At 73.4% G+C, this 16,344-nt stretch carries 16 protein-coding genes; 10 read left to right on the top strand and 6 right to left on the bottom strand.

Annotation, left to right across the window (positions count from 1 at the left end; genetic code table 11):
• Positions 1 to 79 precede the first annotated feature (79 nt).
• The 4 genes from ctaD to C1I95_RS06355 form a co-directional block, all read right to left on the bottom strand.
• The gene (gene ctaD, locus C1I95_RS06340) at positions 80 to 2,074 is read right to left on the bottom strand and encodes an aa3-type cytochrome oxidase subunit I (RefSeq protein ID WP_111212825.1); all 1,995 of its coding nucleotides are present in this window, start codon (positions 2,072 to 2,074) and stop codon (positions 80 to 82) included.
• 85 nt (positions 2,075 to 2,159) lie between these two features.
• On the bottom strand, positions 2,160 to 2,888 hold the full coding sequence (locus tag C1I95_RS06345) for an ATP-binding protein (RefSeq protein WP_111212826.1): 729 nt from the start codon (positions 2,886 to 2,888) through the stop codon (positions 2,160 to 2,162).
• A 100-nt stretch (positions 2,889 to 2,988) separates the two neighbouring features.
• Positions 2,989 to 4,146 carry a glycosyltransferase gene (locus tag C1I95_RS06350; RefSeq protein ID WP_111212827.1) on the bottom strand — a complete coding sequence of 386 codons (1,158 nt, stop codon included), beginning with the start codon at positions 4,144 to 4,146 and terminating at the stop codon, positions 2,989 to 2,991.
• A 76-nt stretch (positions 4,147 to 4,222) separates the two neighbouring features.
• Positions 4,223 to 5,149 carry a glucosyl-3-phosphoglycerate synthase gene (locus C1I95_RS06355; RefSeq protein ID WP_233513396.1) on the bottom strand — a complete coding sequence of 309 codons (927 nt, stop codon included), beginning with the start codon at positions 5,147 to 5,149 and terminating at the stop codon, positions 4,223 to 4,225.
• Between the two features lie 277 nt (positions 5,150 to 5,426).
• Here C1I95_RS06355 and C1I95_RS06360 point away from each other — a divergent pair, with 277 nt between their 5' ends.
• The 5 genes from C1I95_RS06360 (at position 5,427) to C1I95_RS06380 (ending at position 11,489) form a co-directional block, all read left to right on the top strand.
• Complete coding sequence (locus C1I95_RS06360) at positions 5,427 to 6,437, top strand: Gfo/Idh/MocA family protein (RefSeq protein WP_111212829.1); 1,011 nt, start codon at positions 5,427 to 5,429, stop codon at positions 6,435 to 6,437.
• The gene (locus C1I95_RS06365) at positions 6,430 to 7,518 is read left to right on the top strand and encodes a zinc-binding dehydrogenase (protein ID WP_111212864.1); all 1,089 of its coding nucleotides are present in this window, start codon (positions 6,430 to 6,432) and stop codon (positions 7,516 to 7,518) included. Before C1I95_RS06360 ends, C1I95_RS06365 begins: the two co-directional genes overlap by 8 nt.
• 86 nt (positions 7,519 to 7,604) lie before the next feature.
• Positions 7,605 to 9,899, top strand: a complete 2,295-nt coding sequence (gene secA2, locus C1I95_RS06370; protein WP_111212830.1) for an accessory Sec system translocase SecA2 — start codon at positions 7,605 to 7,607, stop codon at positions 9,897 to 9,899.
• Between the two features lie 226 nt (positions 9,900 to 10,125).
• Entirely contained in the window at positions 10,126 to 10,866 is a 741-nt protein-coding gene (locus tag C1I95_RS06375; protein WP_111212831.1) for a GAF and ANTAR domain-containing protein, read from the top strand.
• 77 nt (positions 10,867 to 10,943) lie between these two features.
• On the top strand, positions 10,944 to 11,489 hold the full coding sequence (locus C1I95_RS06380; protein WP_111212832.1) for a DUF2231 domain-containing protein: 546 nt from the start codon (positions 10,944 to 10,946) through the stop codon (positions 11,487 to 11,489).
• Here the strand turns inward: C1I95_RS06380 and C1I95_RS06385 are convergent.
• Entirely contained in the window at positions 11,440 to 12,261 is an 822-nt protein-coding gene (locus C1I95_RS06385; RefSeq protein ID WP_111212833.1) for a class I SAM-dependent methyltransferase, read from the bottom strand. The genes C1I95_RS06380 and C1I95_RS06385 overlap by 50 nt on opposite strands.
• Before the next feature lie 135 nt (positions 12,262 to 12,396).
• Between C1I95_RS06385 and C1I95_RS06390 the strand changes: the two genes are divergently transcribed.
• Entirely contained in the window at positions 12,397 to 13,071 is a 675-nt protein-coding gene (locus C1I95_RS06390) for a winged helix-turn-helix transcriptional regulator (RefSeq protein WP_111212834.1), read from the top strand.
• A 70-nt stretch (positions 13,072 to 13,141) separates the two neighbouring features.
• On the top strand, positions 13,142 to 13,897 hold the full coding sequence (locus tag C1I95_RS06395; RefSeq protein ID WP_111212835.1) for a class I SAM-dependent methyltransferase: 756 nt from the start codon (positions 13,142 to 13,144) through the stop codon (positions 13,895 to 13,897).
• Between the two features lie 15 nt (positions 13,898 to 13,912).
• Here C1I95_RS06395 and C1I95_RS06400 read toward each other — a convergent pair whose 3' ends face one another.
• The gene (locus tag C1I95_RS06400; RefSeq protein WP_111212836.1) at positions 13,913 to 14,305 is read right to left on the bottom strand and encodes an ankyrin repeat domain-containing protein; all 393 of its coding nucleotides are present in this window, start codon (positions 14,303 to 14,305) and stop codon (positions 13,913 to 13,915) included.
• A gap of 154 nt (positions 14,306 to 14,459) precedes the next feature.
• On the opposite strand from C1I95_RS06400, the gene C1I95_RS06405 reads away from it, so the two are divergent.
• From C1I95_RS06405 to C1I95_RS06415, 3 genes are all read left to right on the top strand, one after another.
• Positions 14,460 to 14,921 carry a cysteine dioxygenase gene (locus C1I95_RS06405; RefSeq protein ID WP_111212837.1) on the top strand — a complete coding sequence of 154 codons (462 nt, stop codon included), beginning with the start codon at positions 14,460 to 14,462 and terminating at the stop codon, positions 14,919 to 14,921.
• A 74-nt stretch (positions 14,922 to 14,995) separates the two neighbouring features.
• Positions 14,996 to 15,496, top strand: coding sequence for a rhodanese-like domain-containing protein (locus C1I95_RS06410; RefSeq protein ID WP_111212865.1), 501 nt, complete (start codon positions 14,996 to 14,998; stop codon positions 15,494 to 15,496).
• A 45-nt stretch (positions 15,497 to 15,541) separates the two neighbouring features.
• Positions 15,542 to 16,069: a winged helix-turn-helix domain-containing protein gene (locus C1I95_RS06415; protein ID WP_111212838.1), complete on the top strand. Its 528-nt coding sequence runs from the start codon at positions 15,542 to 15,544 to the stop codon at positions 16,067 to 16,069.
• Positions 16,070 to 16,344: the final 275 nt, after the last annotated feature.

Consider the following 16,344-nt stretch of genomic DNA (forward strand, 5'->3'; position numbering starts at 1 on the left):
GGCTGAGGACAGACACGGCGGGCACGGCGGACGATGGGGCGGCACCGAGATCCGGTGCCGCCCCACCCGTACGCTCCGGTCAGCGCTCCGGGGGTTCGTGGTGACCGCGGGGGTGGCGCCAGTGCTCGTGGGGTTGCTCGCGGTCGGGCGCCGGCTCCTCCGGGGCGTCGGTCTCCTCGAAGCTCGGCCGGCGCACCTCGTCCGGCTCCGGCACGTCCACCGGGCGGGCGCCGGACTGCGGCGCGGGTTGGTACGCCACCGCCTCCCGCGCGCCGTGCGCGCCCTCGGCGCTGGGCGACTCGGGCGGGTGAGGCTCGCGGTGCAGCTCCTCGCGGAACTCCTGCGGTGGCCGGGTGGTCCGCTGTGGAAGGTCCCGGCCCAGGTCGGCGACGAGCTGGCCGTACTTGGCGTCGAAGGCCGGGCGCTCGGAACGGATCCGGGGCATCCGGTCGAAGTTGCGCAGCGGCGGCGGGCAGGTGGTGGCCCACTCCAGGGAATTGCCGAAGCCCCACGGGTCGTCCACGGTCACCAGCGCGCCGTACCGCCAGGTCTTCCAGGCATTCCACATGAAGAACAGGGTGGAGGCGCCGAGCACGAACGAGAAGATGCTGGAGATCGTGTTCAGCGTGGTGAAGCCGTCGGTCGGCAGGTAGTCCACGTACCGCCGGGGGAACCCCTCGTTGCCCAGCCAGTGGTGCACCACGAAGGTGCCGTGGAAACCGATGAACATGGTCCAGAAATGCAGCTTGCCGAGCCGCTCGTCGAGCAGGCGGCCGGTCATCTTCGGCCACCAGAAGTAGAAGCCGGCGAAGAGCGCGAAGACCACGGTGCCGAAGACCACGTAGTGGAAGTGCGCCACCACGAAGTAGGTGTCGTGGGTGTGGAAATCTGCCGGCGGGCTGGCCAGCAGTACGCCGGTGAGCCCGCCGAGCAGGAAGGTCACCAGGAACCCGATGGAGAACAGCATCGGGGTCTCGAAGGTCAGCTGTCCCTTCCAGAGGGTGCCGATCCAGTTGAAGAACTTCACCCCGGTGGGTACGGCGATCAGGTAGCTGAGGATGCTGAAGAAGGGCAGCAGGACCTGCCCGGTGGCGAACATGTGGTGCGCCCAGACCGTCATCGACAGCACGGTGATCGCGATGGTGGCCAGCACCAGCCCGGTGTAGCCGAAGATCGGCTTGCGGGAGAAGACCGGGATGACCTCGGTGATGATGCCGAAGAACGGCAGCGCGATGATGTAGACCTCGGGGTGCCCGAAGAACCAGAACAGGTGCTGCCAGAGCATCGGCCCGCCGGTCGCCGGCTCGAACACCTGCGCGCCGAGCAGCCGGTCGGCGCTCAGCGCCAGCAGCGCGGCGGCCAGCAGCGGGAAGACCAGGATCACCAGCACGCTGGTGAACAGCATGTTCCAGGTGAAGATCGGCATCCGGAACATGGTCATGCCGGGCGCGCGCAGGGTCAGGATCGTGGTGATCAGGTTGACCGCACCGAGGATGGTGCCCAGACCCGAGATCACCAGGCCGACCACCCACATGTTCGCCCCGACGCCGGGGGAGTGCTCCGGGTTGCTCAGCGGTGTGTACGCGGTCCACCCGAAGTCGGCCGAACCCTGCGGGGTGAAGAACCCGCCGATCACCATCAGCCCACCGAACAGGTAGAGCCAGTACGCGAGGGCGTTCAGCCGGGGGAACGACACGTCCGGCGCGCCGATCTGGATCGGCACGATGTAGTTGCCGAATCCGAACGCCGCGGGCGTGGCGAACAGCAGCAGCATCACCGCGCCGTGCGAGGTGAACAGCTGGTTGTACTGCTCGGGCGAGAGGAATTGCAGGCCGGGCCGGGCCAGCTCGGCGCGCATCAGCATCGCCTCGATTCCGGCCACCAGGAAGAAGCCGAACGAGGTCATCAGGTAGAGCAGCCCGATCTGCTTGTGATCGGTGGTGGCCAGGAACTTGAGCAAGGTGCCGCCGCGGACGGGCTTGCGTACCGGGCCGGGGTAGCCGCCGAACCGGGCCGGCGCCAGGATGGCCGGCCCGCGGTCCTGTCCGGGTTCGGTGGTTACCCGCTTGGGCATGAGTCTCACCCCGCTGACGACGGAAAGGACGGGCGTAGCCACCCGCCCCGCCGACCATGTAACCAGGCGAGAGGGGGAATTTCGGTCAATTCGCGGGTAGTGTGGCCCAGACGGCCTTCCCGTCGCCGGCCGGCGCGCTGCCCCAGCGCTCGGCCAGCTGACGTACCAGCAGCAGGCCCCGGCCGCCCTCGTCACGCTGGTCCGCCTCGCCGGGCTGGGCCGCCGCCCGGCTGCCGTCGAGCACGGTCAGGTGCAGCCACGGCCGGCGCAGCGTCACGGTGACCTGCATCGGGGTGCCGGCGTGCCGGACCACGTTGCCGACCAGTTCGCTGAGCACCACCGAGGCCGGGCCGACCGCCTCGGGCAGGTTCCACCGGGCGCAGGCGTCGGCGACCAGTTCCCGGGCCCGCCGGCAGGCCGTCGCCACCGGCTCCAGGCGTACCCGCAGCCGGGGCACGGCCCAGGCGACCGCGACCCGGGTCGCCTCGGCGCGGGTACGGCGCACCGGCACCAACCGGCACGCGGTCGATCCGGCCAGTGCGGCGGCCACCTCCGGGTGCGGTGCGGAGAGCACCATCGGCACCACCGGCCAGTCGGTGGCCCGTCGGGCCGCGGCGGCGAAGACCGACAGCGCGAGCTGGTCCCGCACGGCCAGCTCGGCCAGGTCCACCACCAGCGCGTCGGGCTGGCCGGCCAGGGACCGGTCCAGGACCGCGTAGACCTGGCGCATGGTGGTCACGTCGAGGGCGCCGGCGAGCCGTACGACGGTGATCGGTGCCCCGTCGCGTACCTGGCAGGTGATCCGGCTCGTCATCTCCGCCCTCGTCTCGCCGGCTTCGCGGAGCCTGCCAACTACCCCGGCCCTGACCCGGCGAAACCGCACCGTGACGGCCCCGACAGCCGGGCACCGGGGGTCATGCCGCCTGGAGCGTGGGGGCGGTGCTGCGGCGACGCAACTGGTCGTAGAGGGCGACGTAACGTCGGGCCATCACGGCCGGGGTGAACCGGGCGGCGGCCTCCCGGCGGCACTCGTCGGGCTCCACCAGGTCGGCGGCGAGCACGAGGTCACCCAGTTCCTCCTCGTCGGCGGTGAGCAGCCCGGTGCGGCCGTGCTCGACCAGCTCGGGCAGGCAGCCCCGGGCGATTGCCACCACCGGCGTGCCCAGCGCCAGCGACTCCACCACCGCCGTGCCGCCGGGCTCCTCCCAGCGCAGTGGGAACAGCGTGGCCCGGGCCCCGGCCAGGAGCTCGTCGCGGTCCCGGCCGGCCACCGTGCCGACCCACCGCACCCGGTCGCCGTCGACGTACCGGGCCACCTCGTCGTGGAAGAACCGCACGTCCGGGTTGAGCCGTGCGTCGTCGCCGGCCGCCGCGAGGTCCGCCGGCCGGTGGTACGGGCCGACCGGCCCGGCCAGCACGAGCGGGAACCCGACCCGCTGGGCCAGCCGGGCCGCCAGGTCCTGCCCCTTGCCGGGGGTGATCCGGCCCAGCACCAGCACGTGTTCGCCCTTGGCCACGCCGGGGCGCCGGTGCGCGTCGATCGCCAGCGGGGTGGCCAGGTGCACGTGCCCGACCGAGTGCTCCCGCAGCGCCTTCGGTGCCCGGGCCAGCTGCGCGGCGGAGACCCCGTTGACCCGGACCCGGTCCCCGCCGTCGAGACCGCCGTAGAGCTCTGGATGCTTGGCCAGGTCCCAGTGCAGGGTGTGCAGCACCGGCGGGGCGTCCGGGCCCATCGCGGTGAGGGTGGCCAGGCCGACCGCCTCCACGTGATCGTGTACCAGGTCGATGTCGTCCCGGGCGTGCAGCTCGCGGACCACGCCGGCCAGGTGCGCCTGGGAGATGCCGCAGACCTGGTTGTACGGCCGTTGCAGGGCGGCGAACTGGCCGTCGGCGAAGACCGAGATCCGCTCGTCCACCGGCAGCGTGCTGCTGCCCACCGAGGCGAGCACCACCCGGACGCCGAGGCGGCGCAACGCGGGCACCAGGGTGGCGACCACGTTCTCGATCCCGCCGTAACCGGGCGGCGGCACGGACAGCCAGGGGCCGGCGTTCATCAGGACGGTGAGACTCATCGTGTCGCGTCCCTCTCGTCGGCGAGCCGATGACCGGCCCGTACCCCGGTCGCCGGAGGCTCCGGCGACCCACCGGTCACGCCGCGGCCACCCGCCGGCGGGGCACCCGGTGCCGCAGCTCGGCCAACGGTGGCCGCTCCTCCACGGAGACGTCGCTGACCACGATCTCCCGGTCCAGGTTCGGCAGCGTGTCGGAGCCACCCCGACGGAACTGGGTCAGCAGGGCGGTGGGCAGCACGTCCTGGTTCGCCCAGCCCCGCCGCTGCAACCGGGACCAGGCGGTCAGCATGATCTGGGCGGACATCCGGCCCAGCGCGGCGGTGTCCTGGTGCCGGTGCTTGCGTTCGCCCAGGTCGACCTGGGCCAGCGCGTCCAGCCCGACGAGTTCGAGCAGGTCGATCATCATCGCGGTCTCGACGCCGTAGCCGGAGACGAACGGCACCTGCGCCAGCACGTCGCGGCGGCCGGCGTACTCACCGGCGAGGGGTTGCACGAAACCGGCCAGTTCCGGCCAGAACAGATTGAGCATCGGTCGGGCCATCAGCTCCGTCACCCGCCCGCCGCCGTCGGCCTCCACCCCGCTCGTGCTGACCAGCGGCCGGTGGTAGAACCCTTTCACGAAGTCGACCGACGGGTCGGTGAGCAACGGGCCGAGCAGCCCGGTGACGAAGTGCGGACGGAACTCCCGCAGGTCGGCGTCGACGAACGCCACCACGTCGCCCTCCGCCGCGGCCAGCCCGACCCACAGCGCGTCGCCCTTGCCGGTCAGCCGGGGCAGGCCGCGGGTCATCTCGTCCTGGCTGACCACCTCGGCGCCGGCCGCCCGGGCCACCCGCGCGGTCCGGTCCTCCGACCGCGAGTCGACCACGATCAGCTCGTCGACCAGCGGCACCCGGTCCATCAGGTGCTCGCGGATGGTCGACACGATCGCCCCGACGGTGGCTTCCTCGTTGCGTGCCGGCAGCACCACGCTGACCCGGCTGTCCCCCTTGGCCCGCAGCAACCGCCGCGTCGGCCAGTCGGCCGCCGAGGTGGTCCGATAGGTGGCCCAGGCCTCGACCACGGGCGAGACCAGAGATTCAGTGTTCCGCACAGGCACCCCCTGATCGCGGGAAGACCGGGAGATGGCTTTCCCCGCACCCCGCACGCTAACCGGATCCGTCCCCCCAGCTTGATCAGCACCGTGCGCCGGGCACGTTCCGGGGCGATGAACGTTTGGTTGCGCGCGGCCGGGGGAGGTGCCCAGACGCGACGGAGCGGGGGCGGAGAGGCTGGTTGGCATGCGGCTGTGCCGGGTGGGACTGGTGGGAGCCGGCGGGGTGGCCCGGCGGCACGCCGGGGTGCTGTCCGGGTTCGACGACGTCGAGCTGATCGGCGTGGTCGACGTGACCTCGGGGGCGGCGGCCGACCTGGCCGCGACGCACGGGGCCCGGTCCTTCGGCGCCATCGAGCAGCTGCTCGCGGCCGGCCCGGACGCGGTGTACGTCTGCGTGCCGCCGTTCGCCCACGGTCCGATCGAGGAGGCGATCGTCGCCGCCGGGGTGCCGATGTTCGTGGAGAAGCCGGTGGCCGTGGACCTGCCCACCGCCGAGCGGATCGCCGGCCTGGTGGCCGACCGGGGCCTGCTCACCGCGGTCGGCCACCACTGGCGCTACCTGCACGTCGTGGCGCAGGCCCGCGAACTGCTCGCCGGTCGGGCGGTGCGCCTGGTCACCGGCGTCTGGCTGGACCGGGTCCCGCCGGTGGACTGGTGGGCCCGGCGGGAGCGCTCCGGCGGTCCGGTGGTCGAGCAGGCCGCGCACGTGCTGGACCTGATCCGCCTGCTGGCCGGCGAGGTGACCGAGGTGACCGGGTACGGCGACGGCAGCCCGCCATCGGTCGACGGAGCCGACGTCGACTCGGTGACCGCGGCGACCCTGCGGTTCGCCGGTGGTGCCGTGGGCACCCTCAGCGCCGCCTGCGTACTGGGCTGGAAGCACCGGGCCGGGGTGGAGATCCTGGCCGACGGGGTGGCGCTCACCCTCACCGAGGACGCGCTGGTGGTGTGCGACGCCGACGGGCCGCGGCGCTTCGACGCCGACCCGGACGGTGCCCGGGCGGCCGTCGACCGGGCGTTCATCGACGCGGTACGCGGCATCGGTGACGACGTGCGGGTGCCGTACGCCGAGGCGCTCGGCACGCACCGGCTCGCCCTGGCGGTGGCCGAGTCCGTCCGCACCGGTGGCGCCGTCCGGCTGCCGGACCGGGCCCGCCACCCGATCCAGGGCGTCCCGGCGGACGTCGATGGCTGACCGGGTGCTGGTGGTCAGCGGGCCGGGTCGGGTGGAGCTGGTCGAACAGGACCCGCCGCCGCTGCCGGCCGGCGGCTTCCGGGTGCACACCCTGTTCAGCGGGGTCTCCGCCGGCACCGAGCTGAGCTACGTCAAGGGCACCAACCCGTACCTCACCGCCACCTGGAACGCCGACCTCGGCCTGTTCCAGCCCGGCGCGGCGAGCACCCCGTACCCGGTCCGGAGCCTCGGCTACATGCAGGTGGCCCGGGTGGTGGAGAGCGACACGCCGGCGGTGCCGGTCGGCGCGGTCGGTGCGATGACCTACGGCCACCGCACCGCCGCGGTGGCCGACCCGGTCGCCCAGCGCTTCGTGCCGCTGCCCGAGGACCTCGACCCGCTGCTCGGCGTCTACGTCGCCCACCTGGGGCCGATCTGCGCGAACGGGCTGCTGCACGCCGCCGCCGACCTGTACGGCGCCGGCGCACGCGAGCTCGCCGACGGGGTACGCGGCCGGCGGGTGGCGGTCGTCGGTGCGGGGGCGGTCGGCCTGCTCACCGCCCTGTTCGCCCGCCGGCACGGCGCCGCCTCGGTGGTGCTGCTCGACCCGACGCCGCAGCGCCGCGCGGTCGCCGGGGCGCTCGGGCTGGACCCCGTCGACCCGGGCGACGGCGACCCGGCCGTGCTGCTCAAGACCCGCTGGCCGCACGGTGCCGGGGACCGGGGCGCCGACGTGGTGTTCCAGTGCCGGGGGCAGGGCTGGGCGCTGCACCTGGCGCTGCGCCTGCTGCGCCCCCAGGGCACCGTGATCGACCTGGCCTTCTACCAGTCCGGCGCGGACGCGGTCCGGCTCGGCGAGGAGTTCCACCACAACGGGCTGTCGGTGCGCTGCGCGCAGATCGGCCGGGTGCCCCGGGGGCTCGCGCCGACCTGGGACCGGGAGCGGCTCTCCGCCGAGACGATCGACCTGCTGCGCGCCGACGGCGCGGCGATCCGTACCCATCTGGTGTCGGCGGTGGTCCCGTTCGCCCAGGCCCCGGCCCTCTTCGCCGACCTGGCCGCCGGCTGCCGCCAGGAGCTCCAGGTGGTGCTCACCGGCTGAGCGGACCGGGCGCCGGAGGCGGCTCGGGTGAAGGCATCCCGGCCGGGCCGCCACAACCGGCCTCCGGTCGCGTACCGTTGCCGCTCATGGGTGTGTCGCAACGGTTGAAGACCAGGTTCCGCCGGTTCCTCCAGCGCCCGGGGACCACGGTCGACCTGGCCCCGCTGGAGAAGCTGCTGCCGGCCATCGAGGCCCGCGCCGAGGAGATGTCGGCGCTCGACGACGCCGAACTCACCGAGGCGGCCGCCGCGGCGTCGAGCTATGAGGAAATCTGCGCGCTCGGCCGGGAGGCCGCCCGCCGCGGCCTCGATCAACGGCCGTACGACGTCCAGCTGCTCGGCGCGATGTCGCTGCTGTCCGGCAAGGTCGCCGAGATGGCCACCGGTGAGGGCAAGACCCTGACCGCCGCGATCGCCGCGTACGGGCACGTCCGGCTGGGCAACGGCCCGGTGCACGTGCTCACCGTCAACGACTACCTGGCGCGCCGCGACGCCCAGTGGATGGAGCCGGTCTACACCCTGCTCGGGCTCACCGTCGGGTGGGTCAACGAGGCGTCCACGCCGGTGGAGCGGCGCGCCGCGTACGCCTGCGATGTGACCTACGTCTCGGTCAGCGAGGCCGGCTTCGACTTCCTGCGCGACCAGCTCGTCACCGACGTCGAGGACCGGGTCCAGCCCGCGCTGCGCACCGCCATCGTCGACGAGGCCGACTCGATCCTGATCGACGAGGCCCGGGTGCCGATGGTCCTCGCCGGTTCGGTGCCCGGCGAGCAGGACCCGGTGCACGCCGCCGCCGCACTGGTGCGCGGCCTGCGCAAGGGCAAGCACTACACGGTCGCCGAGGACGGCCGGAGCGTGGCGTTCACCTCCGCCGGCCTGGCCGCCGTAGAGGCCAAGCTCGGCATCGACCTGTACGACGAGGAGAACGTCGAGCAGCTCTCCGCGGTGAACGTGGCGCTGCACGCGCACGCCCTGCTGCACCGGGACGTGGACTACATCGTCCGGGACGGCACGGTCGAGCTGATCGACGAGATGCGGGGCCGGGTCGCCCAACGCCGCCGCTGGCCCGACGGGCTCCAGGCGGCGGTCGAGGCCAAGGAGGGGCTGGACGCCACGGCCGAGGGCGAGGTGCTCGGCACCATCGCCGTGCAGGCGTACGTCGGCCTCTACCCGAAGGTGTGCGGCATGACCGCGACCGCGGTGCTGGTCGGCGACCAGCTGCGGGAGTTCTTCGGCCTGGAGGTCGCGGTGATCCCGCCGAACACCCCGTGCGTGCGGGTGGACGAGCCGGACCGCATCTACGCCACCCGGGCGGAGAAGGAGGAGGCGCTGATCGACGAGATCAAGCGCTGCCACGCCGACGGGCGGCCGGTGCTGGTGGGCACCCTGGACGTGAAGGAGTCCGAGCAGCTGGCGGCCGGGCTCAACGCGGCCGGCGTGCCGTGCGTGGTGCTCAACGCCAAGAACGACGACGAGGAGGCGTCGATCATCGCCGAGGCCGGCGCGTACGGCGCGGTGACCGTCTCCACCCAGATGGCCGGCCGGGGCGTGGACATCCGCCTCGGTGGCAGCGACCAGTCCGACCGGGACCGGGTGGCCGGGCTCGACGGCCTGTTCGTGATCGGCAGTGGTCGCAACGACAGCCGTCGGGTCGACGACCAGCTGCGCGGGCGGGCCGGCCGGCAGGGCGACCCGGGTGGGTCGGTCTTCCTCGTCAGCCTGGAGGACGACCTGGTGGCCCGGCACGCCGGTGACACCGTGCCGGCCTCGCCCCGGATGAACGCCGACGGCCTGGTCACCGACGCACAGGTGGACTACGCCGTCGAGCACGCCCAGCGGGTCGCCGAAGGGGTCAACCACGAGATCCACCGCAACACCTGGCGCTACAGCGTGGTCATCGAGCAGCAGCGCAAGGCGCTCGCCGAGCGCCGGGAGCGGCTGCTGACCAGCGACGTGGCGGCGCTGATGCTGCTGGACAAGCTGCCGGAGAAGGCCGGCGAGATGGACGAGGACCTGCTCGCCCGGGTGGCCCGGTCGATCGCGCTCTACCACCTCGACCGGCTGTGGGCCGCCCACCTGGCCGAGCTGTCCGAGGTCCGCGAGGGCGTGCACCTGCGGGCCCTGGGCCGGCTCGACCCGCTCGACGAGTTCCACCGGGCCGCGGTGCCGGCGTTCACCGACCTGGTTCCGGAGATCGAGGCGCGGACCCTGGCCACCTTCACCGACACCGAGTTCGACGAGGACTGGGAGCCGGACGAGGCCGAGCTGGTCCGCCCGAGCGCGACCTGGACGTACCTCGTGCACGACAACCCGTTCGGCTCCGAGCTGGACCGGCTGATCGCCTCGGTCGGCCGCCGCCTCGCCGGCTCCGGCGCCCGCTGAAAAAGTCCGGCAACAGGGCCGACCCTGTTGACGGTCTGGTTAAGCCGGGCACGCCCCTCCCAGCCGCACCCGTACCCTGGGAGGGGCCCCGGTTTGCGCCGTTTCGACCGTTGTCGGCGCGGGTAGTAGGGCGGGTCCGTGACGTCAGGGCCGCCGCTGAGCCGGGGCGCAAGCCGAGGAGGAGACAGGTGACGACGCTGGCCGGGCGTACGGGGGCTGGGAGCGCGTGAACCTGGAGACCACTCCACCGCTGACGGAAACTCTCGGCGTACTGGAGACGGCGGCCCTGCTGCGGGAGCTGACCGCCGGGCTGATCGCCCTGGACGACTTCGACGAGGCGCTGTCCGCGCTGGTACGGACCACCCGGGACGCTCTGGCCGGGGTGAGCTGGTGCGGCTTCACCGCGCTGCGGGCCGGCGAACCGGCCGGCGTGGCCGCCTCCGACGCCCGGCGCGGCGGCCTGGACGACCTGCGGTACGGCCCGGACACCCCGGCGATGGACGCGATCCGGCGGCGGGAGATGGTCGGCGCGGATGACCTGGCCGCGGAGCCGCGCTGGCCGGCCTGGACGCCCCAGGCCCGCGAGCTGGGGGTGCGCGGGGTGATCTCCGCCCCGGTGGACATCGACGACCAGGTGATCGGGGCGATCAATCTGTACGCCGGCGAGTCCGACGCGCTGACCACCGGCCACCAGTTGACCGCGATGCTGCTCGCCGAGCATGCCGGCCTGCTGCTGGCGGCCGTACGCGACCGCGAGCGGCGGGCCGCGCTGGCCGGGGAGCGGGACGCCTCGCTGCTCGGTGACGGCGTGATCGGTCACGCCGTCGGCGTGATCATGACGCAGCGCGGCTGCCCCGCGGAGGACGCGCTCGACGTGCTGCGCAGCGCGGCGTCGTCGCTGTCGATCCCGCTGCGCGAGGTGGCCGAGCGGCTGGTGAGCACGGTCTCCCGCCCCCGGGACAACTGACCGGGCGGGTCGTTTCGCCCGGCTGGCACCCGGGTAGCACCCTGGACTGACGGGCCAACCGACGCCAGGGGGACGCGATGCAGAGCCGGCTGCGGGTGCAGGGGCACCCGATCCAACCGATGCTGGTGACCTTCCCGTACGGGCTCTTCGTCTGCGCCACCATATTCGACCTCGCCGACGTGGCCGGCGGTCCGGCCTTCCTCGGCGAGGTCGGCTACTGGACGACGGTGGCCGCCCTGGTGGCGGCGGCGTTGACCGCGGTCGCCGGGATGGTCGACCTGTGGGACGTGCCGCCGGACCGCACCCGGCACACCGCGATCACCTTCAACCTCGTCAACGCGGGCATGGCCGGGCTGTTCCTGCTCGCCTGCCTGATCCGGGCCGACGGGCCGAACCGTGGCGCGTCACCGATCCTGCTGGTGACCGAGCTGGTCGCGCTCGCCGTCGGCGGGGTGGGCGTACGGCTCGGCGCGCGGCTCATGCGTCATTTCGAGGCCAGCCGCGCCGAGCCCACCAGCTTCGACGCTCTGCGTCGGGGCGGCGGCCCGACCGTGGAGGTCGTCCGGCCGGCCCCTAGCCGACGAGGCGTGCGGTCAGCAGGAGGTACTCCCAGTCCATGGTGAGCCTTCCGGGCCCGACGGCGTTGACCCGGGCCAACTCGACGAGGTCCCGGTCGAAGTCGGCGACCCGCGCGGCATCGTCGCCGAGGTTGCGGTAGGCCGCGACGACCGGGCCGTAGTTCTGCTTGAAGTAGTCGCGGAACTGCTCCGGCGTGGCGAACCGGTCCACTCGGACGGTACGCCGTTCGGCATGTACGGCGACGACTCGGTCGCCGAGCAGGGCACCGACGTGGTCCGGGTCGCCCCACAGTGGCGGGGGCTGGACGCCGGGCGGCGGTGGCGCGGCGTACGGCTTCATCGTCGCGAAGAGTTGGCCGATGAATCCGGCCGGGGTCCAGTTGAGTAGGCCGACGCGTCCGCCGGGCCGGCACACCCGGAGCAGTTCGTCGGCGCTGGCCTGGTGGTGGGGCGCGAACATGACTCCGACGCAGGACAACACGACGTCGAACTCGCCGTCGGCATAGGGCAGTGCTTCGGCGTCGCCCTCCGCCCAGCGTACGTCCACGCCGAGGGCGGCGGCGGCCTCGCGTCCCGCCGCCAGCAACTGCGGGGTCAGATCCAGGGCGGTTACCCGGGCACCCGCCAGCGCGGCGGGGATGGCGGCGTTGCCCGCTCCGGCCGCGACGTCCAGCACCCGTTCGTCCGGGACGATCGAACAGGCATCGACGAGTGTCTGACCCAGCTCGGCGATGAGTTCGGTGGCGACCGTCGGGTAGTCGCCCAGCGCCCACACGGCGCGGTGCCGGGTCTTCAGCGCATCCAGTTCGGCTGTCATTCGTTCTCGCCCTCCTTCAAGCGGATGGTCCGCTGGCACGCAATGCGGACAGCTAGGGCGACGGTAGGCGGGACGGTTGGCCGGCCACGAGTACACGATCTGTACTGCCCGGTTTCGTGCGGTTACGCTGCCCTGATGGGGGCCTCCTACCATCAGTTCTGCCCGGTCGCCAAGGCGATGGAGCTGCTCGACGAGCGGTGGACGATGCTGGTCCTGCGGGAGTTGGTCGCGGGCAGTCAGCGCTTCAACGACCTGCGGCGGGGCCTGCCGCAGATGTCGCCCACCCTGTTGTCCAAACGGCTGGGCCGGCTGGCTGCGGCAGGGGTTGTGCAACGGGTGGCCGTCGGTCAGGAGATTCGGTACACGCTCACTCCGGCGGGCGAGGAACTCGGCCCGATCATCGAGGCGCTCGGGGCCTGGGGGATCCGGTGGGTCGGCGAACTCGGTGACGCGGATCTCGACCCCAAGTTGCTGCTCTGGGACATGCGGCGCAACGTCGACCACGCCGCACTGCCGCCCGGCCGATCGGTGGTCCGGTTCACCTTCCCCGAGGCACCCGCCGCCAACCGCACCTGGTGGCTGGTGCTCACGCCCGAGGACGCCGACGCCTGCGACGACGACCCGGGCTTCCCGGTCACGGTCGCCGTCTCCGCCAGCCTCCGGGTGATGACCCAGATCTGGCGCGGCGACCTCGCCTGGGCCACGGCGCTACGCGCGCAGCAGATGCGCATCGAGGGGGCCTCGCACGCCCGGCGGAGCCTGCCGGGCTGGTTCCGGCTCTCGATGTTCGCCACCGTCCAGCGGCCGTGACGCCCGCGACTTGCGGGCCCACCGACGGAAACGCGTTGCCGGTCCGGTGCCGTCCGGGCACGCTCACCCGATGACGCGGGACGCGAGCTTCGAGGCACTGATCGCCGAGGGCGCCGCCGCCCCGGTCGACGGCTGGGCCTTCGACTGGCTCGCCGGCCGGGCCACCGAGGAGCGTCCACCCTGGGGGTACGCCCGCCTGGTGGCGGCGCGGATGGCGGCGGCCGATGCGGCGCTGGACGTCGACACCGGTGGGGGAGAGGTCCTCGCCGAGGTGTCCTGTCCGCCCCGGCTGCTGGTCGCGACCGAGGCGTGGCCGCCGAACGTGCCGGTGGCCCGGGCCAACCTGCGCCCGCTCGGGGCGAGCGTGCTGGCGGTGACCGCCGACGCGCCGCTGCCGTTCCGGGACGCCGCCTTCGACCTGGTGGTCAGCCGGCACCCGGTCCGCACCGACTGGCCGGAGGTCGCCCGGGTGTTGCGGCCGGGCGGGACGTTCCTGTCCCAGCAGATCGGGCCGGGGACCGTACGCGAACTCAGCGAGGCGATCCTGGGGCCGTTGCCGCCCCCGGCGCATCGGCACCCGGCGCAGGCGGTCGCCGCCGCCGGCTCGGCCGGTCTGACCGTGGTGCGCCTGCGGGAGGCGACGCTGCGGACCGTCTTCCACGACATCGGCGCGGTGGTCTGGTTCCTGCGCAAGGTGGTCTGGACCGTACCCGGGTTCACCGTGGCGGCGCACCGCCCGGCGCTGGCCCGACTACACGAGCGCATCCGGGCCGAGGGCCCGTTCGTCGCCCACGCCCGACGCTTCCTCATCGAGGCCGAGCGGTGACGGGAGGCCCGGTGCTCAGGCGCCGCGCAGCAGCGTGAGCATCTCGGGCAGGTCGAAGAACTCGGCGGTGTCCATCGCGGACGGGTTGCCGCCGGCGGGGTCGGCGCCGGCGGTGAGCAGCGCGCGTACCGCCTCGCCGCTGCTGCGGAACACCGCCGCGGCCAGCGCCGTCTGCCCCCTGTCGTTGACGCGGGAGTAGTCGGCGCCCCGGGCCAGCAGCGCGGCGACGGTCTCCGGGTGGGCGTGGTACGCCGCCAGGATCAGCAGGCTGTCGCCCTTCTCGTTGGTCAGGTTGACCGGTAGACCCGCGTCGACGTACCCGGCCAGTTCCGTGGTCGCGCCGTCGCGCGCCAGGTCGAACATCCGGTGCGCGAACTCCAGGGTCTCGGCGTCGAGTTCCTCGGTCACCGGATCAGGTTAGTTGGCGGCGGGACGCCGCTCGCGACCGCAGTCGATCTCGCCCGATTCGGGGCGTCCCAGCATGTAGGATTACCTACTAAACCTATAGGCTTTACCGCCTAAACTGGCGGGGACACCAGCCGTTGACCATCGTGAGGAACTCATGTCTGCCGCGTCCGTCACCGAGCCGGACCTGCTCGCCGTCGCCCGGCGGTGGGCCGCCGACCCGGCCAGCTGGCCGGTGCCCCTGCGCTTCGACCCCGCCAGCAGGTGGTACGCCCGGCTCGCCGTGGCCGACGGGCACGAGGTGTGGGCGCTGAGCTGGCTGCCCGGCCAGGGCACCGACCTGCACGACCACGGCGGCTCCTCCGGCGCCTTCCTGGTCGCCGCCGGCGTCCTCACCGAGGAGACGGTCAGCGGTGGCCGGCTGCGTCCGCACCTGCTCGCCGCCGGCTCCGGCCGCCGGTTCGGTGTGCGGCACGTGCACGTGGTGACCAACCGGCACGTCGAGCCGGCGGTCAGCGTCCACGTCTACCGTCCGGCACTGCGCCGGATGACCCGCTACCACCTCGCGGGCGGTCGGCTGCTTGTCGCCGACGTGGCCGAGGCCGGCGTGGCATGGTGATCTTGCCAGGCCACAGCTGCGTGCCCCGCCGAGCCGGCGCCCGGCGTGCCGCCCGAACCTTCCGGAAGGAACCGATGATGTCGCAGACCGACCCCGCCGCCGCCCACTGTCCGGCACCAGTGCCGCCCCCGGGCTCCCGGGGGATCGACGAGATCCTGGCCGCCGCCCGGACCCGGCTCGACCGGCTCGACCCCGAGCAGGCGCATCTGGCGTACCGGGCCGGTGCCCTGCTGGTCGACATCCGGCCCGCCGCCCAGCGCGCCGCGCACGGCACCGTGCCGGGCTCGCTCGCCGTCGAGCGCAACGTGCTGGAGTGGCGCTTCGACCCGCGTTGCCCGGCCCGGCTGCCCCAGGCGGTCGGCTACGACCTGCCCGTGGTGGTCCTCTGCCAGGAGGGCTACACCTCGTCGCTGGCCGCCGCCGCGTTGCAGGAGATCGGGCTGTTCCGGGCCACCGACGTGATCGGCGGCTTCGCCGCCTGGCGGATCGCCGGCCTGCCCGTACTCGGTCCCACTCCGCCGTCCCGCCCGTCCGTCCTCGCGCCCCCGGCGACCGCCGGCCGGGCGTCCCGCTGACCGCCACGCCCCACCCGGCGTGGCGGTAGTCCCCAGGAGGCCACCATGTCCGTCGTCGCCATCAGCCCCCGCAAGCACCCGCCCGGCCGCACCAACCGCACCCGGCTGGTGCGGCAGCGCACCGCGCCGACCCTGACCATCACCGTCGAGCTCGGCTCGGGGTCGGTGAGCCCCCGGCTGACCCGCCTGCTGGAGCTGTTGGGCGAGCTCGCCGAGTCGGGCGAGGGGCAGCTGTCGCACGACCTTGCCGACCGCCCCGAGGCGGAGCAGGACCCCCGGGCGGTACGCATCCTCACCGGGCCGCGGACGGTGCGCCAGGGCGACAGGGACGTCCCGCTGACCCGCATCGAGTACGACCTGCTGCTCTTCCTGGCCGAACGGCCCCGCCGGGTGTTCACCCGGCTCCAGCTGCTCAACTCCGTCTGGGGCTACGACCACGCGGTGGCCCGCACCGTCGACGTGCACGTCCGCCGGCTGCGCGCCAAGCTCGGCGTCGACACGCCGCTGCTGACCACCGTCCACGGTGTCGGGTACCGCCTCGCCGACGACGCCCGGGTGACCGTCGAACGCTGAGCCCGGCCGTCCGGCGCGGCGTGTCCCGGCGCGGGCACGCCGCGCCGTGCTGTCCCGCAGGCGTGACGGCGACGGTCGGCAACTCGGACGGTGACCCCCGTATCAGGTCAACTTGGCGACTCTGCTGTAATCATCTGGCCTCGTACGCAGAGCGAGCAGGCGGCTCCGATGTGTCGGTCAATTGTCACATTCATGCAACGCAGCCGCCCCTTGACCCTTGCACGGGCGCCGGGAAGCATCGATTGGGCGGCGTCCCGGGCCGTGGGGAGATACCC

The organism is Micromonospora craterilacus (genome assembly GCF_003236315.1).
Lineage (GTDB): Bacteria > Actinomycetota > Actinomycetes > Mycobacteriales > Micromonosporaceae > Micromonospora > Micromonospora craterilacus.

Coding starts and splice junctions, on each gene's coding strand:
- ctaD (WP_111212825.1), bottom strand. CDS start 2,074: ATGCCCAAGCGGGTAACCACCGAACCCGGACAGGACCGCGGGCCGGCC.
- C1I95_RS06345 (WP_111212826.1), bottom strand. CDS start 2,888: ATGACGAGCCGGATCACCTGCCAGGTACGCGACGGGGCACCGATCACC.
- C1I95_RS06350 (WP_111212827.1), bottom strand. CDS start 4,146: ATGAGTCTCACCGTCCTGATGAACGCCGGCCCCTGGCTGTCCGTGCCG.
- C1I95_RS06360 (WP_111212829.1), top strand. CDS start 5,427: ATGCGGCTGTGCCGGGTGGGACTGGTGGGAGCCGGCGGGGTGGCCCGG.
- C1I95_RS06365 (WP_111212864.1), top strand. CDS start 6,430: ATGGCTGACCGGGTGCTGGTGGTCAGCGGGCCGGGTCGGGTGGAGCTG.
- secA2 (WP_111212830.1), top strand. CDS start 7,605: ATGGGTGTGTCGCAACGGTTGAAGACCAGGTTCCGCCGGTTCCTCCAG.
- C1I95_RS06380 (WP_111212832.1), top strand. CDS start 10,944: ATGCAGAGCCGGCTGCGGGTGCAGGGGCACCCGATCCAACCGATGCTG.
- C1I95_RS06385 (WP_111212833.1), bottom strand. CDS start 12,261: ATGACAGCCGAACTGGATGCGCTGAAGACCCGGCACCGCGCCGTGTGG.
- C1I95_RS06390 (WP_111212834.1), top strand. CDS start 12,397: ATGGGGGCCTCCTACCATCAGTTCTGCCCGGTCGCCAAGGCGATGGAG.
- C1I95_RS06395 (WP_111212835.1), top strand. CDS start 13,142: ATGACGCGGGACGCGAGCTTCGAGGCACTGATCGCCGAGGGCGCCGCC.
- C1I95_RS06405 (WP_111212837.1), top strand. CDS start 14,460: ATGTCTGCCGCGTCCGTCACCGAGCCGGACCTGCTCGCCGTCGCCCGG.
- C1I95_RS06410 (WP_111212865.1), top strand. CDS start 14,996: ATGATGTCGCAGACCGACCCCGCCGCCGCCCACTGTCCGGCACCAGTG.
- C1I95_RS06415 (WP_111212838.1), top strand. CDS start 15,542: ATGTCCGTCGTCGCCATCAGCCCCCGCAAGCACCCGCCCGGCCGCACC.